Here is a 24,091-nt window from a genome sequence, read left to right as displayed (position 1 = left end):
GCCGCCATGTCCGCCGCTTATCCTGCGCTGCGCCTTCGCCGCACGCGCGCCTCCGCCTGGAGCCGCCGGCTGCATGCCGAAACGGTCCTCACCCCCGCCGACCTGATCTGGCCGCTGTTCGTCACTGAAGGCGATGCCGGCCCGATCGCGGCGCTGCCCGGCGTGTTGCGCTGGTCGATCGCCGGGATCGTGGAGCGCGCGCGGGAAGCGCGGGATCTGGGCATTCCGGTGCTGGCGCTGTTCCCCAACACGCCCCCCGCGTTGCGCAGCGACGACGGCCGCGAGGCGTTCAATCCCGACAATCTGATGTGCCGCACGATCCGCGCGATCAAGGACGCGGTTCCCGACATCGGCATCCTGACCGACGTCGCGCTCGATCCCTATACCGCGCACGGCCATGACGGCATTGTCGACGATGCCGGCTATGTGACGAACGACGTGACCAGCGACACGCTGGTGCGGCAGGCGCTGGTGCAGGCGGCGGCGGGCAGCGACATCGTCGCGCCGTCGGACATGATGGACGGTCGCGTCGGCGCGATCCGCACCGCGCTGGAACGCGACGGACACGTCAATGTCCAGATCATGGCCTATGCTGCCAAATATGCGAGTGCCTTCTACGGTCCGTTCCGGGATGCGGTGGGTACGCGCGGGCTGTTGAAGGGCGACAAGACGACGTATCAGATGGACCCGGCCAACGCGGAGGAAGCGCTGCGTGAGGTCGCACTCGACCTTGCGGAGGGCGCGGACAGCGTGATGGTGAAGCCGGGCCTGCCCTATCTCGACGTCATCGCGCGCGTGAAGGCAGCGTTCGAGGTGCCGGTGTTCGCGTACCAGGTGTCGGGCGAATATGCGATGATCGAGGCTGCGGTGGCGGTCGGCGCGGGGGACCGCGACGCGCTGGTGCTGGAAACGCTGATGGCGTTCAAACGCGCGGGATGTTCGGGCGTACTGACCTATCATGCGGCGCATGCGGCGCGGTTGTTGGGGGCGTGATCGTCACCGAACGGCTGGTCCTACGACCGTATGCGGCGCGGGACCGGGCGACGATCGTCGCGCATATCGCCGATGCGGAGGTCATGCGGTATCTGAACCCGGTGCCGACCGATGCGGACGTCGATGCGATGATCGAACGGCAGAATGGCTATCTGGCGACGCTCGGCTATTGCTTCTGGAGCGTCGAGGTGCGGGCGACGGGGGCCATGATCGGCGTGTGCGGGTTGAAGCCGGGAACGGCCGGCGGGTCGCTGGACGGGGCGGTCGAGATTGGATGGCGGTTCGGGCGCGACCATTGGGGGCAGGGGTTCGCGCGCGAAGCGGCGCAGGCCAGCCTCGACTGGGGTTTCGCTACGCTGCCGGTCGACCGGGTCGGTGCGATCACCGTCGCGGCGAACGTGCGTAGCTGGACCCTGATGGAGCGGATCGGCATGGTCCGCGATCCTGACGGCGACTTCGATCATCCCAGCGTCCCGGACGACAGCCCGCTGAAACGCCATATCACCTATTGGAAGGTCCGCTCTTGACCCTTCGCGACCGGACCGCCGGCCTGCCGGTCCGCTTGACCTTCGTCGCCGCGATCCTGACCGGATCGTTCCTGCTGTTCCTCGTCCAGCCGATGGTGGCGCGCATGGCGCTGCCGCAACTGGGCGGCGCACCCGCCGTGTGGAACTCGGCGATGCTGGTGTATCAGGCGCTGCTGCTGGGCGGCTATGCCTATGCCCATCTGCTCGGCAAGCTGGTGCCCAAGGCGCAGGCGACCGTTCATCTCCTGATGCTGTTGCTGGCGGCGGCGTGGCTGCCGATCGGCGTGGCGCGGACGCAGGTGCCGGCGGGCGTCGAGCCCGCGCTGTGGACCCCGTGGCTGCTGGCGGCATCGATCGGGCCGCTGTTCTTTGCCGTGTCGGCGCAGGCCCCGTTGCTGCAACGCTGGTTCGCATTCGTCTGTCCCGGCCGCGATCCCTATGCGCTGTACGCCGCGTCGAACGTCGGCAGTTTCGCTGGGCTGATCGCCTATCCCCTGCTGGTCGAGCCGCTGTTGCCGCTGCGGACGCAAAGCTGGGGGTGGAGCATCGGCTATGGCGTGGTGTTCGTGCTGGTCGTCGCGTGCGGATGGATGTTGCCGCACCAGCGCGATCAGTTGGTGGAACAGGTGGACGCCGGCGAAGCGCCCGGCCTGTCCACCGTGCTGCACTGGATCGCGCTGGCGTTGGTGCCGTCGGGCCTGATGCTGGCGACGACCACGTTCCTGACGACCGATATCGTCGCCGTACCGCTGTTGTGGGTGCTGCCGCTGGGGCTGTACCTGTTGAGTTTTACCGTCGCCTTCGCCGACCGGCGCGGCCCGGCGGAGACGATCACGCGCTTCGCTCCCGTCACGATCCTCGTGTTCGGGGGTATGATGATCGCGGGGCATCATCAATATCCGTTGCTCAACGCGCTGGCGGCGCTGATGCTGCTGTTCGCGGTATCGGTGGCGCTGCATACGCGGATGCATGCGTCGCGGCCCGCGCCGGCGCGACTGACCGGCTTCTATCTCGCCATGTCGGTCGGCGGTGCGCTGGGCGGTGTGTTCGCCGGTCTGGTCGCGCCGGTCGTGTTCGACTGGACCTATGAATATCCGTTGCTGATCCTTGCGGCGGGGATGCTGACGCCGTTGCCGTTCCTGCTGCCCGGTGCGCAGCGGTTGTGGGCCCGTCGGAACGATGCGCTGTCGATCGGTGCGCTGGTCGCGGTTGCGCTGCTGGTGGTCGTCGGGCTGACCGATCCGGGCGGGATGCTGGGCGCGAACGCCGGGGTCATCGCGTTCTTCGGGATCGTCGTCGTCGGGCTGTTCGCGATCGGCGCACGACTGCCCTATGTCTTCGCGTTGGCCGGCGCGTTGTACCTGTTCGGCGGGTATCGCGCGATCGAACTGTCGATGGAGCCGGGCGCACGGACACGCAGCTATTTCGGCGTCTATACCATCGGGGAGGAACCCGGCGTGCGCACGTTGCAGCACGGCACCACGGTCCACGGCGTGCAGTTGATCGGCAGTGCGGAGCGCGAACGCACGCCCACCACCTATTACGTGCCGCAATCGGGGGTGGGACGAGCGCTGCTCGCCGCACCGAAGCTGTACGGCACCGGCGCGCGGATCGGCGTGGTCGGGCTGGGGACGGGTACGTTGTCCTGCTACGCGCGTCCGGGGCAGCAGTGGCGGTTCTACGAAATCGATCCGGTCGTGGTCCGCATGGCACGCGATACGGGGACGTTCACCTTTCTGAAGAACTGCCTGCCCGACGCACAGATCGTCATGGGCGATGCGCGGTTGAGCCTGACCGATCAGGCGACCGGCAGCCTCGACCTGCTGACGCTCGATGCGTTTTCATCGGACGCCGTCCCGATGCATCTGATGACGAAGGAAGCGTTCGCGACCTATGGCCGGGTGCTCGACAAGCGCGGCCTGCTGCTGGTCCATGTATCAAACCGCTATCTCGATCTCGCGCCGGTCGTTGCGGCGACAGCGGGCGGCTGGATGGCGGCGGCGTTGAGCTATCACCCGGATGAGGGCATCGAAGGGCAGACCGGGTCCGAATGGATCGCCCTGACGCGCGATCCGGCGGTGCTCGACGGGCTTGTCGCGGCGGGCGGGGACTGGATGCCGCTGCCGCCGACCGACGCGTCGGCATGGACCGACGATTACGCGTCGATCCTGCCGGTCCTGCGCGCGCTGCAATAGGCGGTCAGCGCAGCGTTGCCGACAGCGCCGTGATCGTTGCGCGCTGTGCGGCAGCGGCAGTCTTGGCCCGGTCGAGCGCCGCGTCGAGCGCGGGGTAGGGCGGCTGGCCCTCAGCGGCGCGGTCGATGGTCAGCTGCTCCAGATCGGCGACCGGCGCGTCGATCTCCGCACGCGTGACGTCGAGTTGCGCCAGCCGGACCTGCGCGCCCAGCCATGCGTCGCTGCCCTCCGCCGAACGCGCGGCGGCATTCACCGCCGGGCGTGCCTGTGCGACCGCCGCGTCGAATGCCCTTGCGGCCTGCGCCACCCGATCGGACAGCGTCGCGACCCGCGCGTCTAGCGCCGCGTCCGGCGTCGCCACTGCCGTGGCCCGCACCGGCTCGGCAAAGCTGCCCGATTCGATCGGACGCGGCAGCAGCGAAGGATAGTCGCTCGCCGGTGCGACGCACGCGGACAGGAGCAGCAGGACGGGAAAGATCGCGGTGCGGTTCATGGCATTGCGATATTCGGCATCAAAAAATGAAGCAACGGGGTTGCCAGACTAAAAAACCGCCTCTAACAGGCGACCTCCACCGGGCACCCATAGCTCAGCTGGATAGAGCATCAGACTACGAATCTGAGGGTCGGGCGTTCGAATCGCTCTGGGTGCACCACTTCTCTTTCGGGGGAAGCGACGTGGATACAAAGGGGCAGCGCAAGCTGCCCCTTTTTTCTTGTCCGCCGTACACGATCGCTCCGCTTGTTCGGCGACGATGGCGCGAAATCGATCCGATCGGTAAGTTGCGAACGTATCGCATTAGCATTGCGCACCGCCGATTCTATGCCTAGAGGCTTTCTGTATTGAGAGTGATTCGCATAAAGGGGTGCTGATGCTTCGTTCCAACTGTTCGACCGTGATTGCCGCGTTGTGGATGCTGGCCGCCGCGCCAGCGCTGGCGGAACCCGTCATGGCGACCGCGTCGGCAGAGGAACCGGACGACACGCAGCAGTCGGACGAGATCGTCGTGGTCGGCAAAAGCTATGGGCAGGCGGTCGGCAAGACCGTCACCCCGTTGAAGGATGTGCCGAACACCATCACCGTGATCGATCAGGAACAGTTGCAGTTGCGCAGCCTGTTCACGTTGGAAGACGCATTGGCGGCGACCCCCGGCGTGACGATCACCGGCATCAGCAGCGAGGACCCGTCCTTCCTGTCGCGCGGATTCACGATCAGCAATTACCTTGTCGACGGCGTGCCGACGATGGGCTTTGCCTTTCCCAATGTGGTGCCCGACCTGTTCCTGTACGACCGGATCGAGGTGTTGCGTGGACCGGCCGGCCTGTTCAGCGGTGCGGGCAACCCGGCGGGCAGCATCAATCTGGTGCGCAAGCGCCCGCTGGATGCTTTCCGCGTCAGTGCGCTGGCGGGTTATGGCAGTTTCCAGAATTTCCGGGGCGAAGTCGACATGTCGACGCCGCTGGACGAACGCTCCGGGCTGCGGGTCGGGGCGATGGTTCAGGATCAGGACCAGTTCTTCGACGTCGCGCATCGCTATCGCTTCGGTGCGTTCGCGGTCGCCGATACCAAGATCGGCGACGATACGACGCTGACGGTTGGCGGCAATTACGAACTGTTCAAACCGGCGATCCAGTCGGGTCTGCCCGGTCTGGTCGGCGGGGCGGACGGCAGCGACGGCCAGTTGCTGGATATCGACCGTTCGACCTATCTGGGCGCCGACTGGAACCGGTTCCGGTCGGAAGGCTGGTCGGGGTTCGTCGAGGTCGCGCATAGGGTCAGCGATCGCTGGACCCTGCGCGCTACCGGCCTGCTGAGCGAGGTCGATCGCATCGACATCTACAGCTATATCGGCAACCAGCCGGTGACGCCCCAGAATCTGGGCGTCACCAGCCACATCGCCTATCGCGGCGACAGCACGATGCAGAGCCGTGCGTTCGACTTCAACGGCGTGGGCAGCTTTCCGTTGTTCGGGCGCGACCAGACGCTGATTCTGGGCACCGATTATCAGGCAAGTTCCGCGACGTCGGACTTCGTACGCCTGTCCAACTATGCGCGGATCAACGTGTTCGATCCGGTGTCGCCGGCCGAACCGCCGCTCAATCCCTATGGCGCGTCGCCGCCCTATCCGGTGCAGGGGACGGAGGGCCGTTGTACGACCGTGCCGACCGAATGCGTGACGCAGGTGTTCGGCGGTTCGACGACGGAGGTCGAGCAATATGGCATCTATGGCCAGATGCGGCTCAGTCCGTTCGCCGGCTTCACGCTGGTCGGCGGCGGGCGGATGACGTGGTGGGACACCACCATCGCGACCACCCGCAACGTGACCGGCATCCTGCCGCTGCCGACCAGCTACAGCTTCGAAAACCGCTTCACGCCTTATGGCGGGGTCGTGTGGGACGTGACGCCGCAGTGGAACGTCTATGCCAGCTATGCCGACAGCTTCACGCCGCAGGCACCGCCGGTCGGGCGCACCCGCCCCGATGGCGAGAAGATCGATCCGTTGATCGGCGCGCAGTACGAAGCCGGGACAAAGCTGGCGCTGGCCAACGACCGTCTGCTGCTGTCGGCGGCGGTGTATCAGATCACGCAGGACAATCGCCTGTTCAACGACCCCAACCTTCCCACCGTCGTGTTCCAGATCGGCAAGGTCCGGGCACGCGGCGTCGAGGTGGAGGCGAGCGGCGAGATCCTGCCCGGATGGCGCGTCAACGGCGGCTACAGCTTTACCCGGACGAAGTATCTGGAAGACGCGACGACCTCACTGGAGGGGATCAGCCTGTTGCCGGTCATCCCCGAACACATGGTGAAGCTGTTCAGCAACTATGCGCCGAAGGATGGTCCGCTGGCCGGGGCCAGCATCGGCGGCGGTGTGACGTGGTTCGACAAGACGTGGGGCGGGACCGCCGCCGTGTTCAACGCCGACGGCACCGTGCGCACCCGTTCCTCGATTGTACGCCAGGGCGGATATGCCGTTGTCGACCTGCGCGCCGGTTATGCATTGACTGAGCAGGTCGCGTTGTCGGTCAACGTCAACAACCTGCTGGATCGCGAATATTATTCGCGCATCTCCGCGACCGGCCGGGGCAATTATTATGGCAGCCCGCGCAGCGTGTTCGCCAGCGTCCGCGTGAACTTCCCGTGACGAGCAGCGGTAAGGCGGCCGATGCGCGCTGGCGGCGGCATGGCGACAATGCGTTGCGGCTGGTCGCGGCATTGCCGGGCGGATATGCGGTCGCCAGCCTGTGGGCGATGGCGCTGGCGCGCACCCTGCCCGGCGGACCGGCCAGCGCGACGATCGTCGCGACGCTGCTTGCGTTCGTCGTCTGCGCGGGGGCGGTGATGTGGGCCTATGCGGCGCGCAGCGGTTGGCGCGCGGTATGGACGCTGACGATCGCGGGCGCTTTGGCCGGGGCGATCGCATGGGGATCGATCCTGACGGGGGGACGGGTGTGAAGGGGTTTCGCCAGTCGCAATCGACGTTGCATACATGGTCGGGGCTGCTGCTCGGCTGGGTGCTGTTCGCGGTCTTCGTCGCCGGCACCGCCGCCTATTGGCGTGAGGCGCTCAACCGGTGGAGCCGGCCGGAGCTGACGCGGATCGAACGCCCCGAACGGGTGGTGGACGGTGCGGTCGCCTATCTGATGAAGCGCGCGCCCGACGCGAAAAGCTGGTTCATTCCGGTTCCTACTGTCCATAGCGCGGGATCACAGGTCTTTTGGCAACCGCAGGAGACGCCCGGCGTCCCGAAGCGGCGCGGGCGCGGCCGGCGTGATACGCAGGCGCTGATCGGCGCGGACGGACAGCCGGTCGCGGCGCGCGAGACGCGCGGCGGCGAATTCTTCTACCGGTTCCATTTCGATCTACACTATGTGCCGGTGTTTTTCGCGCGCTGGATCGTCGGCATCGCGGCGATGTTCATGCTGGTCGCGATCCTGTCGGGCATCGTCACGCACAAGAAGATCTTCCGCGATTTCTTCACGTTGCGACGGGAAAAGGGGCAGCGGTCGTGGCTGGACGGACATAATGCCAGCGCCGTGCTGGCGTTGCCGTTCCACCTGATGATTACCTATACCGGGCTCGTCACGCTGATGGCGATGCTGATGCCGTGGGCGGTGGTCGCCAACTATACCGACGAAGCGAAGCTGTTCGACACGCTGTTCCCGCAGGCCCCGGTCGCCGAACGCGTCGGACGAAACGCACCGCTGGTGCCGATCGTGCCGCTGCTGCGCGATGCGGAACGGCGGCTGGGCGGGCCGGTCGGCTATATCGGTGTGGCCAATCCGAACGACGCGGCGGCGCGGATCACGATGACCCGCGCGCCGACCTCCATGCTGTCGGCGCGTACGCCGAGCGTCGCCTATGACGGCGTCACCGGCGCACCGTTGTGGAGCGCGCCGTCGCCGAGTGCCGCCGTGGTGACGCAGGGCGCGATGGTCGGGCTGCACGCCGGTCGCTTCGGCGACTATGGCATTCGCTGGCTGTATTTCCTGTGCGGGATCACCGGGTCGATCATGGTTGCCAGCGGACTGATCCTGTGGACGGTCAAACGACGCGAACGGCTGCCCGATCCGGCGCGTCCGCCGTTTGGCTTCCGGCTGGTCGAACGGTTGAACATCGGGTTCGTCGCCGGGTTTCCGATCGCGATGACGCTGTATCTGTGGGCCAACCGGCTGCTACCCGTCGCGATGGAACGGCGTGCCGATGGGGAGGTCAACGCGATGTTTGCCGGATGGGGCATCGCCTTTGCCTATGCGCTGATCCGGCGATCGGCGCGGGCTTGGGTCGAATTGCTGACGCTGCTCGCCGCGTTGCTGATTGCGTTGCCGCTGTACAATCTGGTCGCGCTGCCGACCGGGCTGGTCTGGACGATCGCCGCCGGGGACTGGGTGCTGGCCGGGGCCGATCTGACGCTGGCGGCGCTGGGCGGCGGGTTTGCCTTCGCGGCGTGGCGCGTCCATCGCTTCCGCCCGAAAGTCAGACGACGCGCGGCGCGGGTCGCTCCCTCGAACGCATGGGCACCGGCGGAATGACCCTGTTCGCGCTTCTTCTCGCGCTGGCCGCGCTGACCTTGCTCGCGCTGGCGACCGATCGGCATCGCGACCGGTTGCGCCCGCACCGTCGACGCTGGGTCCGGCCCGCCGGCTGGGCGCTGGTCGTCGCAGCCTTCGCCGCCGCCATCGCCGGCTGGGGACCGGTTTACGGACCGATCGGCGGCATCGGGTTGCTGATGCTGGCGGCGGGCGTCAACCTGCTGGTGCTCAACCTCACGCGGCGTTGAGCCACTCCGCAAAGGCATCGCGCGCGCGGGCGGTGTACATCTTCTTGCGATCCGCCTTCTTCGTGCGGCCGGGAATCGGCGGCATCAGCCCGAAATTGACGTTCATCGGCTGATAGGTTTCCGCCACCGCCGCGCCGGTAATGTGGTTCAGCAAGGCACCCAGCGCGGTTTCGACCGGCGGCGCGGACAGCGCGCGTCCGGCGAGTTCGGCGGCGGCGAAGCGTCCAGCCATCAATCCCACAGCGGCGCTTTCGACATAGCCCTCGCACCCGGTCATCTGTCCGGCGAAGCGCAGATGCGGCCGCGCCTTCAACCGCAGCGTCGGGTCGAGCAATTCGGGCGAACGGATGAACGTGTTGCGATGCAGCCCGCCAAGCCGCGCGAATTCCGCATTCTCCAGCCCGGGGATGGTGCGGAACAGGCGGACCTGTTCGCCATGCTTCAGCTTCGTCTGGAACCCGACGATGTTCCACAGCGTGCCGGTGGCATTGTCCTGCCGCAACTGCACCACGGCATGCGGCCAGCGCCCGGTCCGCGGATCGTCAAGGCCCACCGGCTTCATCGGCCCGAAGCGCAACGTGTCCAGCCCGCGTTCGGCCATCACCTCGATCGGCATGCAGCCTTCGAAATAGGGGACGTTCTCCCATTCGCGGAACTCGGCCTTCTCGCCCGCGATCAGTCCGGCGTGAAACGCTTCATATTGCTCGCGGTTCATCGCGCAGTTGATGTAGTCGTGCCCTTCGCCCTTGTTCCAGCGGCTCTGGAACCATGCCTGTTCCATGTCGATCGAATCGCGGTGGACGATCGGGGCGATCGCGTCGAAGAACGCCAATGCCTCGCTGCCGGTCGCGCCGCCGATGCTCTGCGCCAGCATCGGCGCGGTCAGGGGGCCGGTGGCGACGATGGTCGCGCCTGCATCGGGCAGGACGTCGATGCGCTCGCGCACGATCGTGATGTTGGGATGTCCTTCGAGCGTCGCGGTGACGCCCGCCGAAAAACCGTCACGATCCACCGCCAGCGCCGACCCTGCCGGCACCTTATACTCGTCGCCCTTCGCCATGATGAGCGATCCCAACGCGCGCATCTCGGCATGGAGCAGGCCGACCGCATTCGATTCTGCGTCGTCCGACCGGAAGCTGTTGGAGCAGACCAGTTCTGCCAGACTATCGCCCTGATGCGCGGGCGTCGTATCGCCGCCGCCGCGCATTTCGGACAGGCGGACCGTCGCGCCGGCTTGCGCCAACTGCCACGCGGCTTCGGATCCGGCGAGGCCGCCGCCAATGATGTGAACGTCATACTGCATGGAGGTCGCTTACGGGGTCAAATTGCAACCGGCAATGAACGTCCGTCGGTCCACGCGATGAAACGGCGCGCGACCAAGGCGATCAGGATGCCGCTTGGAACGCCCAGTCCGTCGGGAACGACCGGCAGTATGTGCCGAGCCACGACGGGGATCAACGTCCCGCCTGCCGTACCGCCAGCGATTGCCCATATCGCCGGATGCCGGGACCATCGCCACCGTTGACCAAGCCAGCCGCCCATGCCGACCGCCAGTATCACCGGCACGCTCGCAATCGTCATGGAGAAAATCAGGCATATCAGGGACAATCCAAACCACTGATCGGCCACAGCAGCGCTTCTTCGATCGACCTGGGCGTTGGCAGATACATTGCGATGAATATCGGACCTGCCGCGATCGTCCCCGCATACATGGCAGGTGACCGACCGTTCACCTCAGGCGTTGGTCGCCTCGTGGAGGCGACATGGAGTATCTCCGGCATGACGACACTCATCCATACCATCGGGTACGAAGCAACGACGATGGCCGATTTTATCGCGGCGTTGCAGGCCGCGGGCGTACGCCGGGTCATCGATGTCCGCGCGCTGCCGTTATCGCGCCGGCCGGGATTTTCGAAGACGTCGCTTAGCGCCGAACTCGCGGGTTACGGGATCGACTATGTCCATTTGAAAGCGCTCGGGACGCCCAAGCGCGGACGCGACGCGGCCAAGAAAGGCGACGTGGCGACGCTGGAAGCGGTCTATGCCGAACAGCTCGAATTGCCCGAAGCACAGGCCCAGGCGGCGATCATGCTGGCGCTCGCCGCAGAGATGCCCTCCGCGCTGCTCTGCTTCGAACGTAACCCGGCACATTGCCACCGCACGTTGTTGCTGGAAGCCGTGGGGCAGGGGACGACGGTCGTCGAACTCTATGCCTGACCGCCGTCCGGCCGGTCAGCCCGTGACCGGTGGCTGGACCCGCCCGTCATCCGCGCGATGGAGCGGCCCATAGGCGACCACCGCATTCAGCGGCAACGGTCCATAAAGATGCGGGAACAACTGTCCGCCGCGTGACGGTTCCCACTTCACCTGGTCACCCAACGCGTCGAGATCGACCTCCGCAACGTGCAGATCGGTCTGACCCGCGAAGTGCTTGTCGGCGGTTTCCGTCAACTGATCAATCGTCGAAAGATGGATATAGCCATCGGACAGGTCGACCGGTGCCCCGGCAAAGCTGCCATCGGCTTCCAGCGCCGCCATCTGATCGGCGGTCAGTATCTTGAAGGCGGTGGCGTCGCTCATTCTTCTTCGATCCGTTCATCGATCGTGTCGGGACCGGTGCCGTCGTCCAGCTGGATCGAATCGTCGGCATCGGACAGATGCGATGCGGCTTCGTCAGCAACGATCGCTTCGGCGTCGTTCTCCGGCGTTTCGTCCTCGTCGATCTTCGCCGCCGATACGACATGTTCGTTCGCGCCGACGCGGAAGATCGTGATCCCCTGCGTATTGCGGCCCGCGACGCGGATGCTGCCGACGGTGGTGCGGATCAGCTTCGCCTGATCCGTCACCAGCATCAGTTGCTGCCCGTTATGCGCCGGGAAGCTGGCCACGACCGGACCGTTGCGGTCCGACGTCACGATGTTCGTGATCCCCTGACCGCCGCGATTGGTCCGGCGATACTCATAGGCGGAGGTGCGCTTGCCATAGCCGTTCGCGGTGACGGTCAGGATGAACTCCTCCGCTGCCTCGAACTCGGCCATGCGCTCGGGCGACAGCGTCACTTCGCGTTCGCCTTCCTTCCACGGCGCGGCCTTGAGATACGCCTCGCGCTCATCGGGGGTCGCGGCGAACCCGCCGAGGATCGACAGCGAGATGACTTCGTCGTCGGTGCCCAACGTGACGCCGCGCACGCCCGTGGACGTGCGGCTCTGGAATTCGCGCACGTCGGTCGCCGAGAATCGTATCGCCTTGCCCGCCTTGGTCGCCAGCAGCACGTCGTCGGTTTCGGTCAACAACGCCACGCCGATCAGCCGGTCGGGATTGTCGTCCTCGAACCGCATCGCGATCTTGCCGGCGGTCGGCACGTTGGCGAACGCGTCCATCGAATTGCGCCGTACCGTCCCGTTCGCGGTGGCGAACATGACGTGAAGGTCGCCCCACTTATCCTCGTCCTCGGGCAACGGCAGCACGGTCGAGATCGTCTCGCCCGCCGCCAGCGGCAGCAGGTTGACCATCGGCCGCCCGCGCGTCGCCGGACCGCCTTCGGGCAGACGCCACACCTTCATGCGATAGACCTTGCCGGCGGTCGAGAAGAACAGCACCGGCGTGTGGGTCGACGTCACGAACAGGTTCGTGATCGCGTCCTCGTCCTTCGTGGTCATCCCGGCGCGGCCCTTGCCGCCGCGCTTCTGCGCACGGAACGCGTCGAGCGGGGTCCGCTTGATATAGCCCTGCACCGTGACGGTGACGACCATTTCCTCGCGCTCGATCAGGTCTTCGTCGTCGATGCCGTCGGCGGCGTTGGCGATTTCGGTCCGGCGCGGCGTCGCGAATTCGGCGCGCACGTCGACCAGTTCCTGCCGCATCACGGCATAACGCTTGGCGCGGTCGCCCAGAATGTCGAGCAGATGCGCGATCGTCGACGCCAGTTCCTTCAATTCGTCGCCGATCTCGTCACGGCCGAGCGCCGTCAGGCGATGCAGGCGCAGGTCGAGGATGGCACGGACCTGAAGGTCGGACAGGCGGTAGTAATCGCCGACGTGATCCGCCTCGACCGCTTCGACCAGCCGCAGATAGGGCGCAATTTCCGCAACCGGCCATTCGCGCATCAGCAACGCATTGCGCGCCGCCGCCGGGCTGGCCGAACCGCGGATAATCCGCACCACTTCGTCGAGATTGGTGACGGCGATGACGAGACCCAGCAATAGGTGCGCCCGGTCGCGCGCCTTGGCCAGCTCGAACTTCGCACGGCGCGTGATGACTTCCTCGCGGAAGCCGACGAACGCGTCGATGATCTGGCCGAGGTTGAGCAATTCGGGCCGGCCGCCGCGGATCGCGAGCATGTTGGCGGCGAAGCTCGACTGCGCCGGGGTATGCCGCCACAGCTGGTTCAGCACGACGTCGGGGGTGGCGTCGCGCTTCAGGTCGATGACGATCCGCACGCCTTCGCGGTTCGATTCGTCGCGAATGTCGCTGACGCCTTCGATCCGCTTGTCCTTGGCGGCCTCGGCGATCTTTTCGACCAGCCCGGACTTGCCGACCTGGAACGGGATTTCGGTCAGCACGATCGAGCGTCGCTCGCCGCGCGCCTCGACGATATGCCGCGACCGCAGGATCACCGATCCGCGCCCGGTGGCATAGGCCGCGCGTGCACCGGCGCGCCCCAGCATCAGCGCACCGGTCGGGAAATCCGGTCCCGGTACGATCTCGCACAGTTCCTCATGGGTCAGCGGCTCGCCGCCTTCGACCCGACGATCGATCGTGGCAAGGCACGCGTCGACCACTTCGCCCAGATTGTGCGGCGGCACGTTGGTCGCCATGCCGACCGCGATCCCGCCCGCGCCATTGACCAGCAAATTGGGATAGCGCGCGGGCAGCACCGACGGTTCGCGTTCCGACCCGTCGTAATTGGGGACGAAGTCGACCGTATCCTTGTCGAGATCGTCGAGCAGCGCCATCGCCGACTTCGCCAGCCGCGCTTCGGTATAACGCATGGCGGCGGGCGGATCCGGGTCCATCGACCCGAAGTTGCCCTGACCGTCGATCAGCGGCAGCCGCATCGACCATGGCTGTGCCATGCGGGCCAGCGCGTCGTAGATCGCGGTATCGCCGTGCGGATGGTATTTACCCATCACGTCGCCGACGATGCGCGCCGACTTGCGGTACGGCTTGCCCGGAACGAAGCCCGATTCCTGTGCCGAATACAGGATGCGGCGGTGCACCGGCTTCAACCCGTCGCGCACGTCGGGCAGCGCGCGGGAAACGATGACGCTCATCGCATAGTCGAGATAGCTCGACCGCATCTCGTCCACGATCGAGATTGGGGCGATGTCGGATGGGTCGGCGATCAGCGTCGCGTCTGTCAAAGTTCGGTGCTTTCGGGGAATGGTTCGTTCTTGTCGCAGCCTAGCCGGTCGGGGCGGCAAAGCCAAGTCTCCCGCAGCCAGTCGGAACGCGGTCGGAACATGCTGCGGTGCAGCAGGTTGTAGCGGGATGCGAGACCTTCAACGCGCGATCGCCGACATTCCTCCCGGTGCGCTCGATCTGCTCACGATCTTCGGCGTGGTACTGTCGGCGCTGCTCGTCCACGGCGTGACGTTTCGCGTGCTGCGACGGCTGGCGGCGCGGACGCCGGGGTCGGTCGACGACGTGTATGTGGCGCATGCGTGGCGACCGGCGCGGTGGATCCTCGTCGCGATCGCGCTGGCCGGGGTGCGCCGGCCGTTGCGCCTGCCCGAACGCTGGGACGATCTGTGGACGCAGGTCGCCGGGCTGGCGGTGCCGTTGCTGATGGGCTGGTTCGCGATCGTCATGATCCGTGCATCGGTAAAGGCGGTCGAGATCGCCACCGACGTCAGCGTCGCCGACAATTTGCGCGCGCGGCGGCGACGGACGCGCAGTGCGATCCTTGGCAGGATCGCGATCATCGCGGTCGGGTTCATCACCATCTGTCTGATGCTGCTGTCGATCCCCAGCATCCGGTCGATCGGCGTCACGCTGATGGCATCGGCGGGTCTCGCCGGCCTTGCGGTCGGTGCTGCCGCGCAGCCCGCGCTCAAGAACATCATCGCCGGTATCCAGATGGCGTTTACCGAACCGATCCGCATCGACGACGTCGTCATCGTCGAGAAAGAATGGGGCCGGATCGAGGAAATCCGACTGACCTATGTCGTCGTCCGCCTGTGGGACGAACGGCGTCTGGTCGTGCCGGTATCGAAGTTTCTGGAGGAAAGCTTCGAGAACTGGACCCGGACCACCAGCGGGCTGCTGGGATCGGCATTCTTCTGGCTGGACCCCATCACGAACGTCCCGCGCCTGCGCGAGCATTTCGAGACGGTCGTGCGGGCCGATCCGTTGTGGGACGGGCGGGCGTTCGTGTTGCAGGTGACCGATACCAAGCCCGACGCGATCGAGGTCCGCATCCTCGCCACGGCATCGGATGCTGCACGCGCGTTCGACCTGCGCTGTTCGCTGCGCGAGGGCATGCTGGCGTTCATCCGCGATGAAATGCCCGAAGCACTGCCCCGCCGACGCGTGGCGATCGACGGCAGGCCGGAAGCCGCGGAAGGCGCGGCGGCCTAGCCCCGCCGCTTCGCCACGAACGCGTCGACGTTGCGCTCAAGCACCGTCATCGGCACGCCGCCGCCCTGTACCACCGCATCGTTGAACGCGCGGAAATCATAGCGCGCGCCTAGCGCCGCCTGCGCCCGGCCGCGCAGCCGGTTGATCTCCGAATGGCCGACCTTGTATCCGCATGCCTGTCCCGGCCACGAACAATAGCGGTCGACCTCGCCCGACACTTCGTCGACGCTCGACCCGTTGGTCTGCGCGAACCAGTCGATCGCCTGTTGCCGGGTCCAGCGCTTGGCATGCAGGCCGGTGTCCACCACCATGCGGCACGCGCGGAACGCGATCGACTGGAGATAGCCCAGCCGGCCGACCGGATCGCCGTCATACGCGCCCAGTTCGTCGCCGAGCTGTTCGGCATAGAGCGCCCAGCCTTCGGAAAAGGCATTAAACGCCAGCAGCGACCGGACCAGCGGCAGGCGGAAGGTATATTCACCCTGCCAGACGTGGCCGGGAATCGATTCATGATAGACTAGGGTCGGCAACGAATAGCGTGTCCAGATATCGGTGGTACGCAGGTTGATCCACATCCGGCCCGGCACCTTGCCGTCGATCGATCCCGGCCCGCCATAGGCGCCAGGTGCACCGGCTTCCTCCGCCACCGGGATGCGCCGCACCTCGACCTTGCCCGGTGCCAGCGTGCCGAACGCGCGCGGCATACGACCACGGATATCGGCCAGCCGGTCCTGCACCAGCGTCATGATCTGTGCGCGGCCGGCATCGTCGTTGGGAAAGGTGAAGCGCGCGTCCTTGCCCAGCGCGGTCATGCGTTCACCCACCGTTCCGCGCGTCAGGCCCAGCGTCTTCAGGATCGTGTCCATCTGCGCCTGCAACCCGGCTAGTTGCTCGCGGCCCATCGCATGCACCTCGTCGGGCGTCATCCGCGTGGTGGTGGAGGCGCGCAGCCCCCACGCATACCATTCGTCGCCGCCGGGCTGTGCCCACATGCCCGCATCGGCGGTCGCGCGTGCGCGATCGGCGCGCAGCGCCGCGATCTGCCGGTCCAGCGCGGGGGCGACCTTTTCCTTCGCGATCGTCGTCGCCCGTCCGGTCCAGTCGCCCGGAATATCCTTCGTCCGCCGGCCGATCGACGTCACCACGTCCCACGTCGCCGGATCGCTTGCCCGCAACCGGGTCATCTGGCCCAACGCCTTGTCGAGCAGGAAGTCCGGGGCGACCACCCCCATGGCCGACGCGGCGCGCACGCGGTCGGTCTCCCCGTCCAACTGGACCGGAAAATCCTCCAGCCGTGCCAGATACGCCTCTGCATCGGCGCGGTTCGCGATGCTGTGATCGCTGTCGAGGAAACGCGGTATGTCCAGATAGGCACCGACATTCTGGATCACGACATAGGGCGTGTTCCGCCATCCGCCGACCGCAACGTCGCCATAGGGGAGCGCAAAGCCGTCCAGCGCGGTTTCGAACGCGGTACGCACCACGTCGACATCGGTGCGCGTCGCGGGGGACAGCGTGGCGGCGTCGATCGATTTCAGCGCGGCGACATGGGCGCGCAGATGATCCGCGATCGCCCGCTGCCCAGCCGCCGACCGGTCGGCCAGCCGCGACTTGAGCGCGGCGCGTGCGCCGGTATCGATGCCGAGGCTGCTGGCGCCTTCCGGCGAGTCCGCCAGCAATGCCTCGGCGATCCGTGAGAGCGTCGCTTCGGCCGCGCGATCGGGCGCGGTCCCCTGCGCCCGGACGGGCAGGGCGGCGGCAAGGGTCGAAGCGGCGGCTCCGGCGATCCAGTCGCGGCGGGTAAGGTCCATCGGTAATCCCCGTATACGATGCGTCGCACCCTTGTTCCGTGCGGACGGCCGGTCGTCAATCGGCAAGCGCGACCGTGACGCCGGTGCCGGACACGCCGACGATGCGTACCCGGCTGCCGACGGGCAGGTCGGGACCATGCGCGGACCATTCGCCATCGCCGATACGGACGCGGCCGGAACCGCCGACGATCGGTTCGACGACGATGACGTCCTGTCCGATCAGCCGCGCCGCACGGTCGTTCAGCATCGGATCGGCGGTATCCACAGGGTAATCGCGATACCAGCGCCGTCCGATCAACGTCGCGACGACGCTCCACGCCCCGAACACGACCAGTTCGACGGGCAGCGTCAGGTCGGGAAAGATCAGCGAAAGCGCGCCGGTGATCGCGGCAGCAATCGCGACGAACACGAGGAAGACGCCGGGGACCGCCAGTTCGGCCCCGGCCAGTACGACCGCCAGCAGCAGCCAGACATAGCCGCCATCCATCATCGCGGCGGCGGCTCGAACGGTCCGTCCGTACGCACCACCGGCGCATTCTCGCGACCCGGGGGAGTGGCACCGTCGCCCAACGCTTCCTTCGCAAGCTGGCCGATACCGCCCAGCGTGCCGATCAGCTGCGTCGCCTCGACCGGGAACAGGATCGTCTTGGCATTGGGGCTGGTCGCGAACTTGCCGACCGCCTCGACATATTTCTGCGCGATGAAATAGTTGATCGCCTGAGTCCCGCCCTGCGCGATGGCGTCGCTGACGACCATCGTCGCCTTCGCCTCGGCCTCGGCGGCGCGTTCGCGCGCTTCCGAATCGCGGAACGCCGATTCCTTGCGACCTTCTGCTTCGAGGATGCGGGCCTGTTTCTGCCCCTCGGCGCGCAGGATTTCCGACGCGCGCGTCCCCTCCGCTTCGAGAATGTTGGCTCGCTTCTCGCGCTCCGCCTTCATCTGCCGCCCCATCGCGTTGACGATATCGGCGGGCGGGCGAATGTCCTTGATCTCGACCCGGGTGATCTTGACCCCCCACGGATTGGTCGCGTGGTCGACCACGCCCAGCAACCGTGCGTTGATCTCGTCGCGCTTCGACAATGTTTCGTCGAGGTCCATCGACCCCATGACCGTGCGCAGGTTCGTGGTCGTGATCTGTTGCAGCGCCACGAACAGGTCCGACACCTCGTACGCCGCCTTGGCCGGGTCCAGCACCTGAAAGAACACCACGCCATCGGTCGATACCATCGCGTTGTCGCGGGTGATGATCTCCTGCCCCGGAATGTCGATCACCTGCTCCATCATGTTCACCTTGCGGCCGACCCGATAGAAGAAGGCGGGATAGAAGTTGAACCCCGGCCGCGCGACGGCCGTGAATCGGCCGAAATGCTCGATGGTATATTGATAGCCCTGCGTGACGATCTTCACGCTGGCGAACAGGTAGAGCAGCACCAGCAGCACCAGCCCGGCGATCACACCCAGTATCATGCGGCTTCTCCCTGCTTGCAACGTCGGGGCGCAGTCTAGCATAGCGCGGGGATGGAGACAGCCCGTACCCTGCCGCCGCGCAGCCTGTTGTTCGTTCCCGCATCGCGCCCGCGCATGATCGCAAAGGCGGCGGGGCTGGCGGCGGACTGGATCGTCCTCGATCTTGAGGATGCGGTGCGCGACGACGCAAAGGACGCGGCCCGCGCCGCGCTGCCCGAATCGATGGAGGTGCTGGCGGGGCGGGCGGTGGCGGTCCGCATCAACGCGCTCGATGGCGCGCATCGTCCGGCGGACCTTGCCGCGATCGATGCGGCCGGAGTGACCACCGTCGTTGTTCCGAAGGTCGAATCGGTCGCCGGGATCGCGCAGTTGGCGGATAGCGGGCGCAGCGTCATGGCGATGATCGAGACGCCGGCGGGCGTACAGGCGGCAAGCGCGATCGCCGCCGCGCCGGGGCTTGCCGCGCTGATCGTGGGCACCAACGATCTGGCGGCTGGATTGCGCCTGCCGCCGTCGTCGGGGCGGGCCGCCATGGGCATGGCGTTGCAAGGCGTGGTGCTGGCCGCGCGCGCGGCGGGAGTGTGGGCGATCGACGGCGTTTTCAACGCGCTGTCCGACCCGGAAGGATTGGAGCGCGAATGTGCGGAGGGACGCGCACTGGGGTATGACGGGAAATCGCTGATCCATCCCGATCAGGTGGCGATCGCCAACGCCGCGTTCGGCCCCACTAACGCCGAACTGGCCGATGCGCATGCGCTGATCGCGGCGGCGGGGGGCGGGGCCGAACGGTTCCGCGACCGCATGGTGGAGGATTTGCACGTCGAAATGGCGCGTGCGCTGATCGAACGCGCGCGTTGACGCTTGCCCGTCACGAAAACGGCGGATAGTGGGGCGCATGTCGCTCCGCACCATCTTCGGACTCGCTGCCGGCCTGCTGGCCACGACGTCCGCCTTCGCCCAGTCGATCACGCCCGACATGTTGCGTGGCCACATCGCGGTCCTTGCCAGCGACGCCTATGAAGGACGCGAACCGGGCACGGCGGGCGGCGAGCGCGCCGAAGCCTATGTTCTCGAAGCATTCGCCGCCGCCGGACTGAAGCCCGGCGCGCCCGATGGCCGCTGGCGGCAGGAACTGGTGCTGACCCATGTCCGGTCGAAATCGTCGGCGGCGACGATCCGCAGGGGCGCTGTCGCGACCCCGCTGGCGGGCGTGGTCGCGACCGGCGCGATGCCCGACATGCGCGTCGCAGGTGTCGCCATGACCTATGCGGGCACGCTCGATGCCGCGACGCTCGCCGCCGCGCCGTTGCGTGGACGGATCGTTGTGCTGGCAATGGCGCCGGGGCGGGCCGACCGCGTTTCCGCACTGGCCCGGGCGGGCGCGGCGGGCGTGGTGTTCATCGCCCCGGCGTCGCTGAAGGACGACCAGTTGCCGGAGATATTCGGGTCGACCGTCGCGCCGGGCGACGTCGCGCAACCGCCGCTGGTCGCGTTCGTCCCCCAATCGCAGGCCGCGACGCTGCTCGGACCACAGGCGGCGACGCTGACGAAGGCGGGTGCCGCGAAGGACTTCCGTCCGGTCGCGCTCGACGGCACGATCGACCTGTCCGCGACCACCGAACGGCGCCGCTTCACGACGGCCAATATCGTCGGCATGATCCCGGGCACGCAGCGTCCGAACGAAGCGGTACTGCTGTCCGCGCATTGGGATCATATCGGCATCTGCCGTCCCGAAGGAACCGCCGACCGCATCTGCAACGGTGCCGCCGACAATGCCAGCGGCACCGCGATCCTGATCGAAACGGCACGGGTGCTGGCAAAGGGGCCGGCCCCGGCGCGCAGCCTGTATTTCGTGGCGACCACCGCCGAGGAAATGGGGCTGCTCGGTTCGGACGCCTATGCCGCCGCCATCGCCGGCACGCCGCTTCGTGTCGTCGCGAACCTGAACATCGATACGACCGCGATCACGCCCGCCGGGCTGCCGGTGGCGATGGTCGGGCGGGGCAATCATCCGGCGATCGACCGGCTGGTCGACGAAACCGCGCGGTCGATCGGCCGCAAGGTCGATACCGACACCGAAGCCAACATCATGGTCGAACGGCAGGATGGCTGGGCGTTCGGCAAGCGCGGCATCCCCGCCGTGATGGCGACCGGATCGGTCAGCGATATGAAGCAGTTGTTCGCCTATCTTGACGGGCCGTATCACAAGCCGACCGACGATCTAGCGCATCTCGAACTTGCCGGTGCGGCGGAGGATGCCGATCTGCACGTGGCGCTCGCCCGCACGCTCGCCGATCCCGCCCGCTACCCCGCCAACTGACGAAAAGACGACGATCCCCATGGATATCACCCTCGGCCTTACCTTCGACGACGTGCTGCTGGTTCCGGCGGAATCCGACGTTCTGCCCAGCCAGGCTGATCCGCGCACGCGCGTCGCGCGCAATCTGGCGCTCAACATCCCGTTCCTGTCGTCGGCGATGGACACCGTGACCGAAGCGGACATGGCGATCGTCATGGCGCAGCTGGGCGGGATCGGCGTGCTTCACCGCAACCTGACGGTCGAGGAACAGGTCGCCGCCGTCCGCGCGGTCAAGCGGTTCGAAAGCGGCATGGTCGTCAATCCGATCACCATCACCCCGGACGCTCCCCTGAGCTCCGCCCGGACCCTGATGCAACGCCACCGGATCAGCGGGATACCGGTGGTCGAGGCATCGGGCAGGCTGGTCGGCATCCTGACCAATCGCGACGTCCGCTTCGCCGAAAATCCGGGTCAGCCGGTTGCCGAGTTGATGACCCACGACAATCTGGCGACGGTGCGCATCGGCGTGGCTCCCGACGAAGCACGCCGGCTGCTGCATCAGCGCCGCATCGAAAAGCTGCTGGTGGTGGACGACGCGTATCGGTGCGTCGGGCTGATCACCGTCAAGGACATCGAAAAGGCGGTGACCTATCCGAACGCGACGAAGGACGGGGCAGGGCGGCTGTGCGTCGCCGCCGCGACGACGGTCGGCGATACAGGCTATGAGCGGACCGAGGCGCTGATCGACGCCGAGTGTGATCTGATCGTGATCGATACCGCACACGGCCATAACCGGCAGGTCGCCGCTGCGGTCGAGCGCGTGAAGAAGCTGTCCAATTCGGTACAGGTGATCGCGGGCAACGTCGCGACCGGCGACGCCACGCGCGCGCTCATCGACGCCGGTGCGGACGGGATCAAGGTCGGCATCGGTCCCGGATCGATCTGCACGACGCGCGTCGTCGCGGGCGTCGGCGTCCCTCAGCTGACCGCCGTCATGGAATCGGCCAAGGCGGCGCAGGGCAGCGGCGTACCGGTGATCGCCGATGGCGGCATCCGTACATCGGGCGACGTCGCCAAGGCGCTGGCGGCCGGTGCTTCGGCGGTGATGATCGGATCACTGCTGGCGGGCACCGAGGAAGCGCCGGGCGAAACCTTCCTGTATCAGGGGCGATCGTACAAGAGCTACCGCGGCATGGGATCGGTCGGCGCGATGGCCAAGGGATCGGCCGATCGCTATTTCCAGCAGGATATCAAGGATCAGCTGAAGCTCGTGCCCGAAGGGATCGAGGGGCAGGTCGCCTATAAGGGACCGGCGCGCGACGTGATCCACCAGCTGGTGGGCGGTGTGAAGGCGGCGATGGGCTATACCGGGTCGCACACGATCACCGAGCTTCAGGAACGCGCGCGCTTTGTCCGGATCACTAACGCGGGGCTGCGCGAAAGCCACGTCCATGACGTGACGATCACGCGCGAGGCGCCGAATTATCCGACCCGCTGACACCGGGTATTGTGGACTATGGATTGATGCAGATCAGTCTGTTAGGGCGATGCCCGATCAGCTCGCAGGACCGGCACCGAAAGGTGCGCGGTTCAAGCGTACCCGGTCGAGGGCGCGATATCGTGGTATCGCGACCGACGAGCAGCGCTGCGGCTGGCCTCAAGCGCCATGCCGTGACGCAGTCGCCCGACGGGCGACGATGGTGGTACAAGCTGGTCGCGAACCGCGTTTGCGGGGATGACCCGAAAGGACTGTAAGTGAACCCTGCCGCGCGTACCCAGGCGGCGATCGATCTCGTCGATGCGATCCTTGCCGCTGCCCGCACCGGCGGGGCTGCGGGCGACCAGGTTGCCAAGCGCTTCTTCGCCGAGCGCCGATATGCCGGATCGAAGGATCGCCGCGCGATCCGTCAGCTGACCTATGACGCCGTCCGCCGCTTCGGGGAACGGCCCGCCGACGGTCGCGCCGCGATCGTCGCGCTGGCCGATAGCGACGCCGCGCTGGCAGAGACGTTCGACGGATCGACCTATGGTCCGGCACCGATCGCTGCCGACGAAACACGCGCCGCGGCGACCCTCGCGCCGGCGTGGCTGGAAGATGCCATGCGCGGTTCGGGGCTGGACGATCGTGAACTCGCCGCACTGCTCGACCGGGCGCCGCTCGACCTGCGCGTCAACCGGCTCCGGTCGACGCGCGAGGATGCGCTGTCCGAACTGGGCGGCGAGCCGGCGGAAGACATGCCCGACGCCATCCGCCTGCCCGCCGACACGCCGGTCGACCGCAGCGACCTGCTGCGCGACGGTCGCGCCGAAGTGCAGGACATCGGGAGCCAGATCGTTTCTCTGGCCGTCGGTGCGCAACCCGGAGGCTTCGCGATCGACCTGTGCGCGGGCGGCGGCGGCAAGACGCTGGCCATCGCGGCGCAGATGGCCGGCGAGGGACGCATTCTGGCCTCCGACACCGATCGCGGCCGATTGTCGCGGCTGGGACCGCGTGCCGCGCGGGCCGGCGTGACGATCGCCGAGACGCGCCTGCTCGATCCGGGCAAGGAAGCGGCGATGCTCGACGACGTGGCGGGACAGGCCGACTGGGTGATGATCGATGCGCCATGTTCGGGCACCGGCACATGGCGGCGTAATCCCGAAGCGCGCTGGCGGCTGACGCCCGACCGGCTCGAACGGCTGGTCGCGACGCAGTCGCGGCTGCTCGACGTGGCGGTCGGGCTGACGGCGTCCGGCGGGACGATCACCTATGTCGTATGCTCGCTGCTCGATGCCGAGGGTGCGGGACAGGTCGATGCGTTTCTGTCGCGGCATGCCGGCTGGCGCGCACTGCCGCTTGCATTGCCGCGCGGGCGAGTCCACGGTTCGGGCATGCGCCTTACTCCGGCATCCGATGGCACCGATGGCTTTTTCGTCGCCCGTCTGGGTGCCGGCTGACGATGGC

At 66.9% G+C, this 24,091-nt stretch carries 21 protein-coding genes and 1 tRNA gene; 14 read left to right on the top strand and 8 right to left on the bottom strand.

Features of this window, described 5'->3' with window-relative positions:
- Positions 1 to 6: 6 nt before the first annotated feature.
- Genes hemB through IFT55_RS13940 form a run of 3 tightly spaced genes read left to right on the top strand, consistent with a single transcriptional unit; the run spans position 7 to position 3,715 of the window.
- Positions 7 to 993, top strand: coding sequence for a porphobilinogen synthase (hemB, locus tag IFT55_RS13950; protein WP_192092957.1), 987 nt, complete (start codon positions 7 to 9; stop codon positions 991 to 993).
- The gene (locus IFT55_RS13945) at positions 990 to 1,520 is read left to right on the top strand and encodes a GNAT family N-acetyltransferase (protein ID WP_342029317.1); all 531 of its coding nucleotides are present in this window, start codon (positions 990 to 992) and stop codon (positions 1,518 to 1,520) included. Before hemB ends, IFT55_RS13945 begins: the two co-directional genes overlap by 4 nt.
- Positions 1,517 to 3,715, top strand: a complete 2,199-nt coding sequence (locus IFT55_RS13940) for a fused MFS/spermidine synthase (RefSeq protein ID WP_249403837.1) — start codon at positions 1,517 to 1,519, stop codon at positions 3,713 to 3,715. Before IFT55_RS13945 ends, IFT55_RS13940 begins: the two co-directional genes overlap by 4 nt.
- A gap of 4 nt (positions 3,716 to 3,719) precedes the next feature.
- Here IFT55_RS13940 and IFT55_RS13935 read toward each other — a convergent pair whose 3' ends face one another.
- Entirely contained in the window at positions 3,720 to 4,208 is a 489-nt protein-coding gene (locus tag IFT55_RS13935) for a hypothetical protein (protein ID WP_192092955.1), read from the bottom strand.
- Positions 4,209 to 4,291: 83 nt separating this feature from the next.
- Here IFT55_RS13935 and IFT55_RS13930 point away from each other — a divergent pair.
- The 5 genes from IFT55_RS13930 (at position 4,292) to IFT55_RS13910 (ending at position 8,991) form a co-directional block, all read left to right on the top strand.
- Positions 4,292 to 4,368: transfer RNA gene (locus IFT55_RS13930), tRNA-Arg, on the top strand.
- Positions 4,369 to 4,584: 216 nt separating this feature from the next.
- Positions 4,585 to 6,855, top strand: coding sequence for a TonB-dependent siderophore receptor (locus IFT55_RS13925; RefSeq protein ID WP_249403836.1), 2,271 nt, complete (start codon positions 4,585 to 4,587; stop codon positions 6,853 to 6,855).
- A complete protein-coding gene (locus IFT55_RS13920) occupies positions 6,852 to 7,166 on the top strand; it encodes a hypothetical protein (RefSeq protein WP_192092954.1) in 315 nt (104 codons plus the stop codon). The genes IFT55_RS13925 and IFT55_RS13920 overlap by 4 nt, the downstream gene beginning before the upstream one ends.
- Positions 7,133 to 8,743: a PepSY-associated TM helix domain-containing protein gene (locus IFT55_RS13915; protein WP_192092953.1), complete on the top strand. Its 1,611-nt coding sequence runs from the start codon at positions 7,133 to 7,135 to the stop codon at positions 8,741 to 8,743. Before IFT55_RS13920 ends, IFT55_RS13915 begins: the two co-directional genes overlap by 34 nt.
- Positions 8,740 to 8,991, top strand: coding sequence for a DUF3325 family protein (locus tag IFT55_RS13910; RefSeq protein WP_192092952.1), 252 nt, complete (start codon positions 8,740 to 8,742; stop codon positions 8,989 to 8,991). The genes IFT55_RS13915 and IFT55_RS13910 overlap by 4 nt, the downstream gene beginning before the upstream one ends.
- Here IFT55_RS13910 and trmFO read toward each other — a convergent pair.
- Both trmFO and IFT55_RS13900 read right to left on the bottom strand, forming a co-directional pair.
- Positions 8,978 to 10,294, bottom strand: coding sequence for a methylenetetrahydrofolate--tRNA-(uracil(54)-C(5))-methyltransferase (FADH(2)-oxidizing) TrmFO (gene trmFO / locus IFT55_RS13905; RefSeq protein WP_192092951.1), 1,317 nt, complete (start codon positions 10,292 to 10,294; stop codon positions 8,978 to 8,980). The two genes, IFT55_RS13910 and trmFO, sit on opposite strands and share 14 nt — an antisense overlap.
- 17 nt (positions 10,295 to 10,311) lie before the next feature.
- Positions 10,312 to 10,620, bottom strand: coding sequence for a hypothetical protein (locus tag IFT55_RS13900; protein ID WP_192092950.1), 309 nt, complete (start codon positions 10,618 to 10,620; stop codon positions 10,312 to 10,314).
- A gap of 150 nt (positions 10,621 to 10,770) precedes the next feature.
- Here IFT55_RS13900 and IFT55_RS13895 point away from each other — a divergent pair, with 150 nt between their 5' ends.
- Positions 10,771 to 11,208 carry a DUF488 domain-containing protein gene (locus IFT55_RS13895; protein ID WP_192092949.1) on the top strand — a complete coding sequence of 146 codons (438 nt, stop codon included), beginning with the start codon at positions 10,771 to 10,773 and terminating at the stop codon, positions 11,206 to 11,208.
- A gap of 15 nt (positions 11,209 to 11,223) precedes the next feature.
- Here the strand turns inward: IFT55_RS13895 and IFT55_RS13890 are convergent, their stop codons facing one another.
- Positions 11,224 to 11,571, bottom strand: a complete 348-nt coding sequence (locus IFT55_RS13890; RefSeq protein WP_192092948.1) for a DUF952 domain-containing protein — start codon at positions 11,569 to 11,571, stop codon at positions 11,224 to 11,226.
- On the bottom strand, positions 11,568 to 14,354 hold the full coding sequence (gyrA, locus tag IFT55_RS13885; RefSeq protein ID WP_192092947.1) for a DNA gyrase subunit A: 2,787 nt from the start codon (positions 14,352 to 14,354) through the stop codon (positions 11,568 to 11,570). The genes IFT55_RS13890 and gyrA overlap by 4 nt, the downstream gene beginning before the upstream one ends.
- Before the next feature lie 127 nt (positions 14,355 to 14,481).
- Here gyrA and IFT55_RS13880 point away from each other — a divergent pair, with 127 nt between their 5' ends.
- Entirely contained in the window at positions 14,482 to 15,570 is a 1,089-nt protein-coding gene (locus IFT55_RS13880; protein WP_192092946.1) for a mechanosensitive ion channel family protein, read from the top strand.
- On the opposite strand, the gene IFT55_RS13875 is transcribed toward IFT55_RS13880, so the two are convergent.
- Genes IFT55_RS13875 through IFT55_RS13865 form a run of 3 tightly spaced genes read right to left on the bottom strand, consistent with a single transcriptional unit; the run spans position 15,567 to position 18,848 of the window.
- Complete coding sequence (locus IFT55_RS13875; protein ID WP_192092945.1) at positions 15,567 to 17,381, bottom strand: DUF885 domain-containing protein; 1,815 nt, start codon at positions 17,379 to 17,381, stop codon at positions 15,567 to 15,569. The two genes, IFT55_RS13880 and IFT55_RS13875, sit on opposite strands and share 4 nt — an antisense overlap.
- Positions 17,382 to 17,436: 55 nt before the next feature.
- Positions 17,437 to 17,871 carry an NfeD family protein gene (locus IFT55_RS13870; RefSeq protein WP_192092944.1) on the bottom strand — a complete coding sequence of 145 codons (435 nt, stop codon included), beginning with the start codon at positions 17,869 to 17,871 and terminating at the stop codon, positions 17,437 to 17,439.
- Positions 17,868 to 18,848 carry an SPFH domain-containing protein gene (locus IFT55_RS13865; RefSeq protein ID WP_192092943.1) on the bottom strand — a complete coding sequence of 327 codons (981 nt, stop codon included), beginning with the start codon at positions 18,846 to 18,848 and terminating at the stop codon, positions 17,868 to 17,870. The genes IFT55_RS13870 and IFT55_RS13865 overlap by 4 nt, the downstream gene beginning before the upstream one ends.
- A 51-nt stretch (positions 18,849 to 18,899) precedes the next feature.
- Here IFT55_RS13865 and IFT55_RS13860 point away from each other — a divergent pair, with 51 nt between their 5' ends.
- From IFT55_RS13860 to IFT55_RS13845, 4 genes are all read left to right on the top strand, one after another.
- Entirely contained in the window at positions 18,900 to 19,706 is an 807-nt protein-coding gene (locus IFT55_RS13860) for an HpcH/HpaI aldolase/citrate lyase family protein (protein ID WP_192092942.1), read from the top strand.
- A 37-nt stretch (positions 19,707 to 19,743) separates the two neighbouring features.
- Positions 19,744 to 21,168: a M28 family peptidase gene (locus tag IFT55_RS13855; protein WP_192092941.1), complete on the top strand. Its 1,425-nt coding sequence runs from the start codon at positions 19,744 to 19,746 to the stop codon at positions 21,166 to 21,168.
- A 19-nt stretch (positions 21,169 to 21,187) separates the two neighbouring features.
- A complete protein-coding gene (gene guaB, locus IFT55_RS13850) occupies positions 21,188 to 22,645 on the top strand; it encodes an IMP dehydrogenase (RefSeq protein ID WP_192092940.1) in 1,458 nt (485 codons plus the stop codon).
- A 257-nt stretch (positions 22,646 to 22,902) separates the two neighbouring features.
- On the top strand, positions 22,903 to 24,084 hold the full coding sequence (locus tag IFT55_RS13845; protein WP_192092939.1) for an RsmB/NOP family class I SAM-dependent RNA methyltransferase: 1,182 nt from the start codon (positions 22,903 to 22,905) through the stop codon (positions 24,082 to 24,084).
- Positions 24,085 to 24,091: the final 7 nt, after the last annotated feature.

It is taken from the genome of Sphingomonas sp. CFBP 13720 (genome assembly GCF_014842075.1).
Classification (GTDB): domain Bacteria; phylum Pseudomonadota; class Alphaproteobacteria; order Sphingomonadales; family Sphingomonadaceae; genus Sphingomonas.
This window is presented reverse-complemented; position numbering and strand designations above follow the sequence as displayed.

Coding starts and splice junctions, on each gene's coding strand:
- IFT55_RS13855 (WP_192092941.1), top strand. CDS start 19,744: ATGTCGCTCCGCACCATCTTCGGACTCGCTGCCGGCCTGCTGGCCACG.
- IFT55_RS13925 (WP_249403836.1), top strand. CDS start 4,585: ATGCTTCGTTCCAACTGTTCGACCGTGATTGCCGCGTTGTGGATGCTG.
- IFT55_RS13915 (WP_192092953.1), top strand. CDS start 7,133: ATGGGGATCGATCCTGACGGGGGGACGGGTGTGAAGGGGTTTCGCCAG.
- IFT55_RS13895 (WP_192092949.1), top strand. CDS start 10,771: ATGACGACACTCATCCATACCATCGGGTACGAAGCAACGACGATGGCC.
- IFT55_RS13875 (WP_192092945.1), bottom strand. CDS start 17,381: ATGGACCTTACCCGCCGCGACTGGATCGCCGGAGCCGCCGCTTCGACC.
- IFT55_RS13890 (WP_192092948.1), bottom strand. CDS start 11,571: ATGAGCGACGCCACCGCCTTCAAGATACTGACCGCCGATCAGATGGCG.
- trmFO (WP_192092951.1), bottom strand. CDS start 10,294: ATGCAGTATGACGTTCACATCATTGGCGGCGGCCTCGCCGGATCCGAA.
- IFT55_RS13880 (WP_192092946.1), top strand. CDS start 14,482: ATGCGAGACCTTCAACGCGCGATCGCCGACATTCCTCCCGGTGCGCTC.
- IFT55_RS13935 (WP_192092955.1), bottom strand. CDS start 4,208: ATGAACCGCACCGCGATCTTTCCCGTCCTGCTGCTCCTGTCCGCGTGC.
- IFT55_RS13865 (WP_192092943.1), bottom strand. CDS start 18,848: ATGATACTGGGTGTGATCGCCGGGCTGGTGCTGCTGGTGCTGCTCTAC.
- hemB (WP_192092957.1), top strand. CDS start 7: ATGTCCGCCGCTTATCCTGCGCTGCGCCTTCGCCGCACGCGCGCCTCC.
- IFT55_RS13910 (WP_192092952.1), top strand. CDS start 8,740: ATGACCCTGTTCGCGCTTCTTCTCGCGCTGGCCGCGCTGACCTTGCTC.
- guaB (WP_192092940.1), top strand. CDS start 21,188: ATGGATATCACCCTCGGCCTTACCTTCGACGACGTGCTGCTGGTTCCG.
- IFT55_RS13870 (WP_192092944.1), bottom strand. CDS start 17,871: ATGATGGATGGCGGCTATGTCTGGCTGCTGCTGGCGGTCGTACTGGCC.
- IFT55_RS13860 (WP_192092942.1), top strand. CDS start 18,900: ATGGAGACAGCCCGTACCCTGCCGCCGCGCAGCCTGTTGTTCGTTCCC.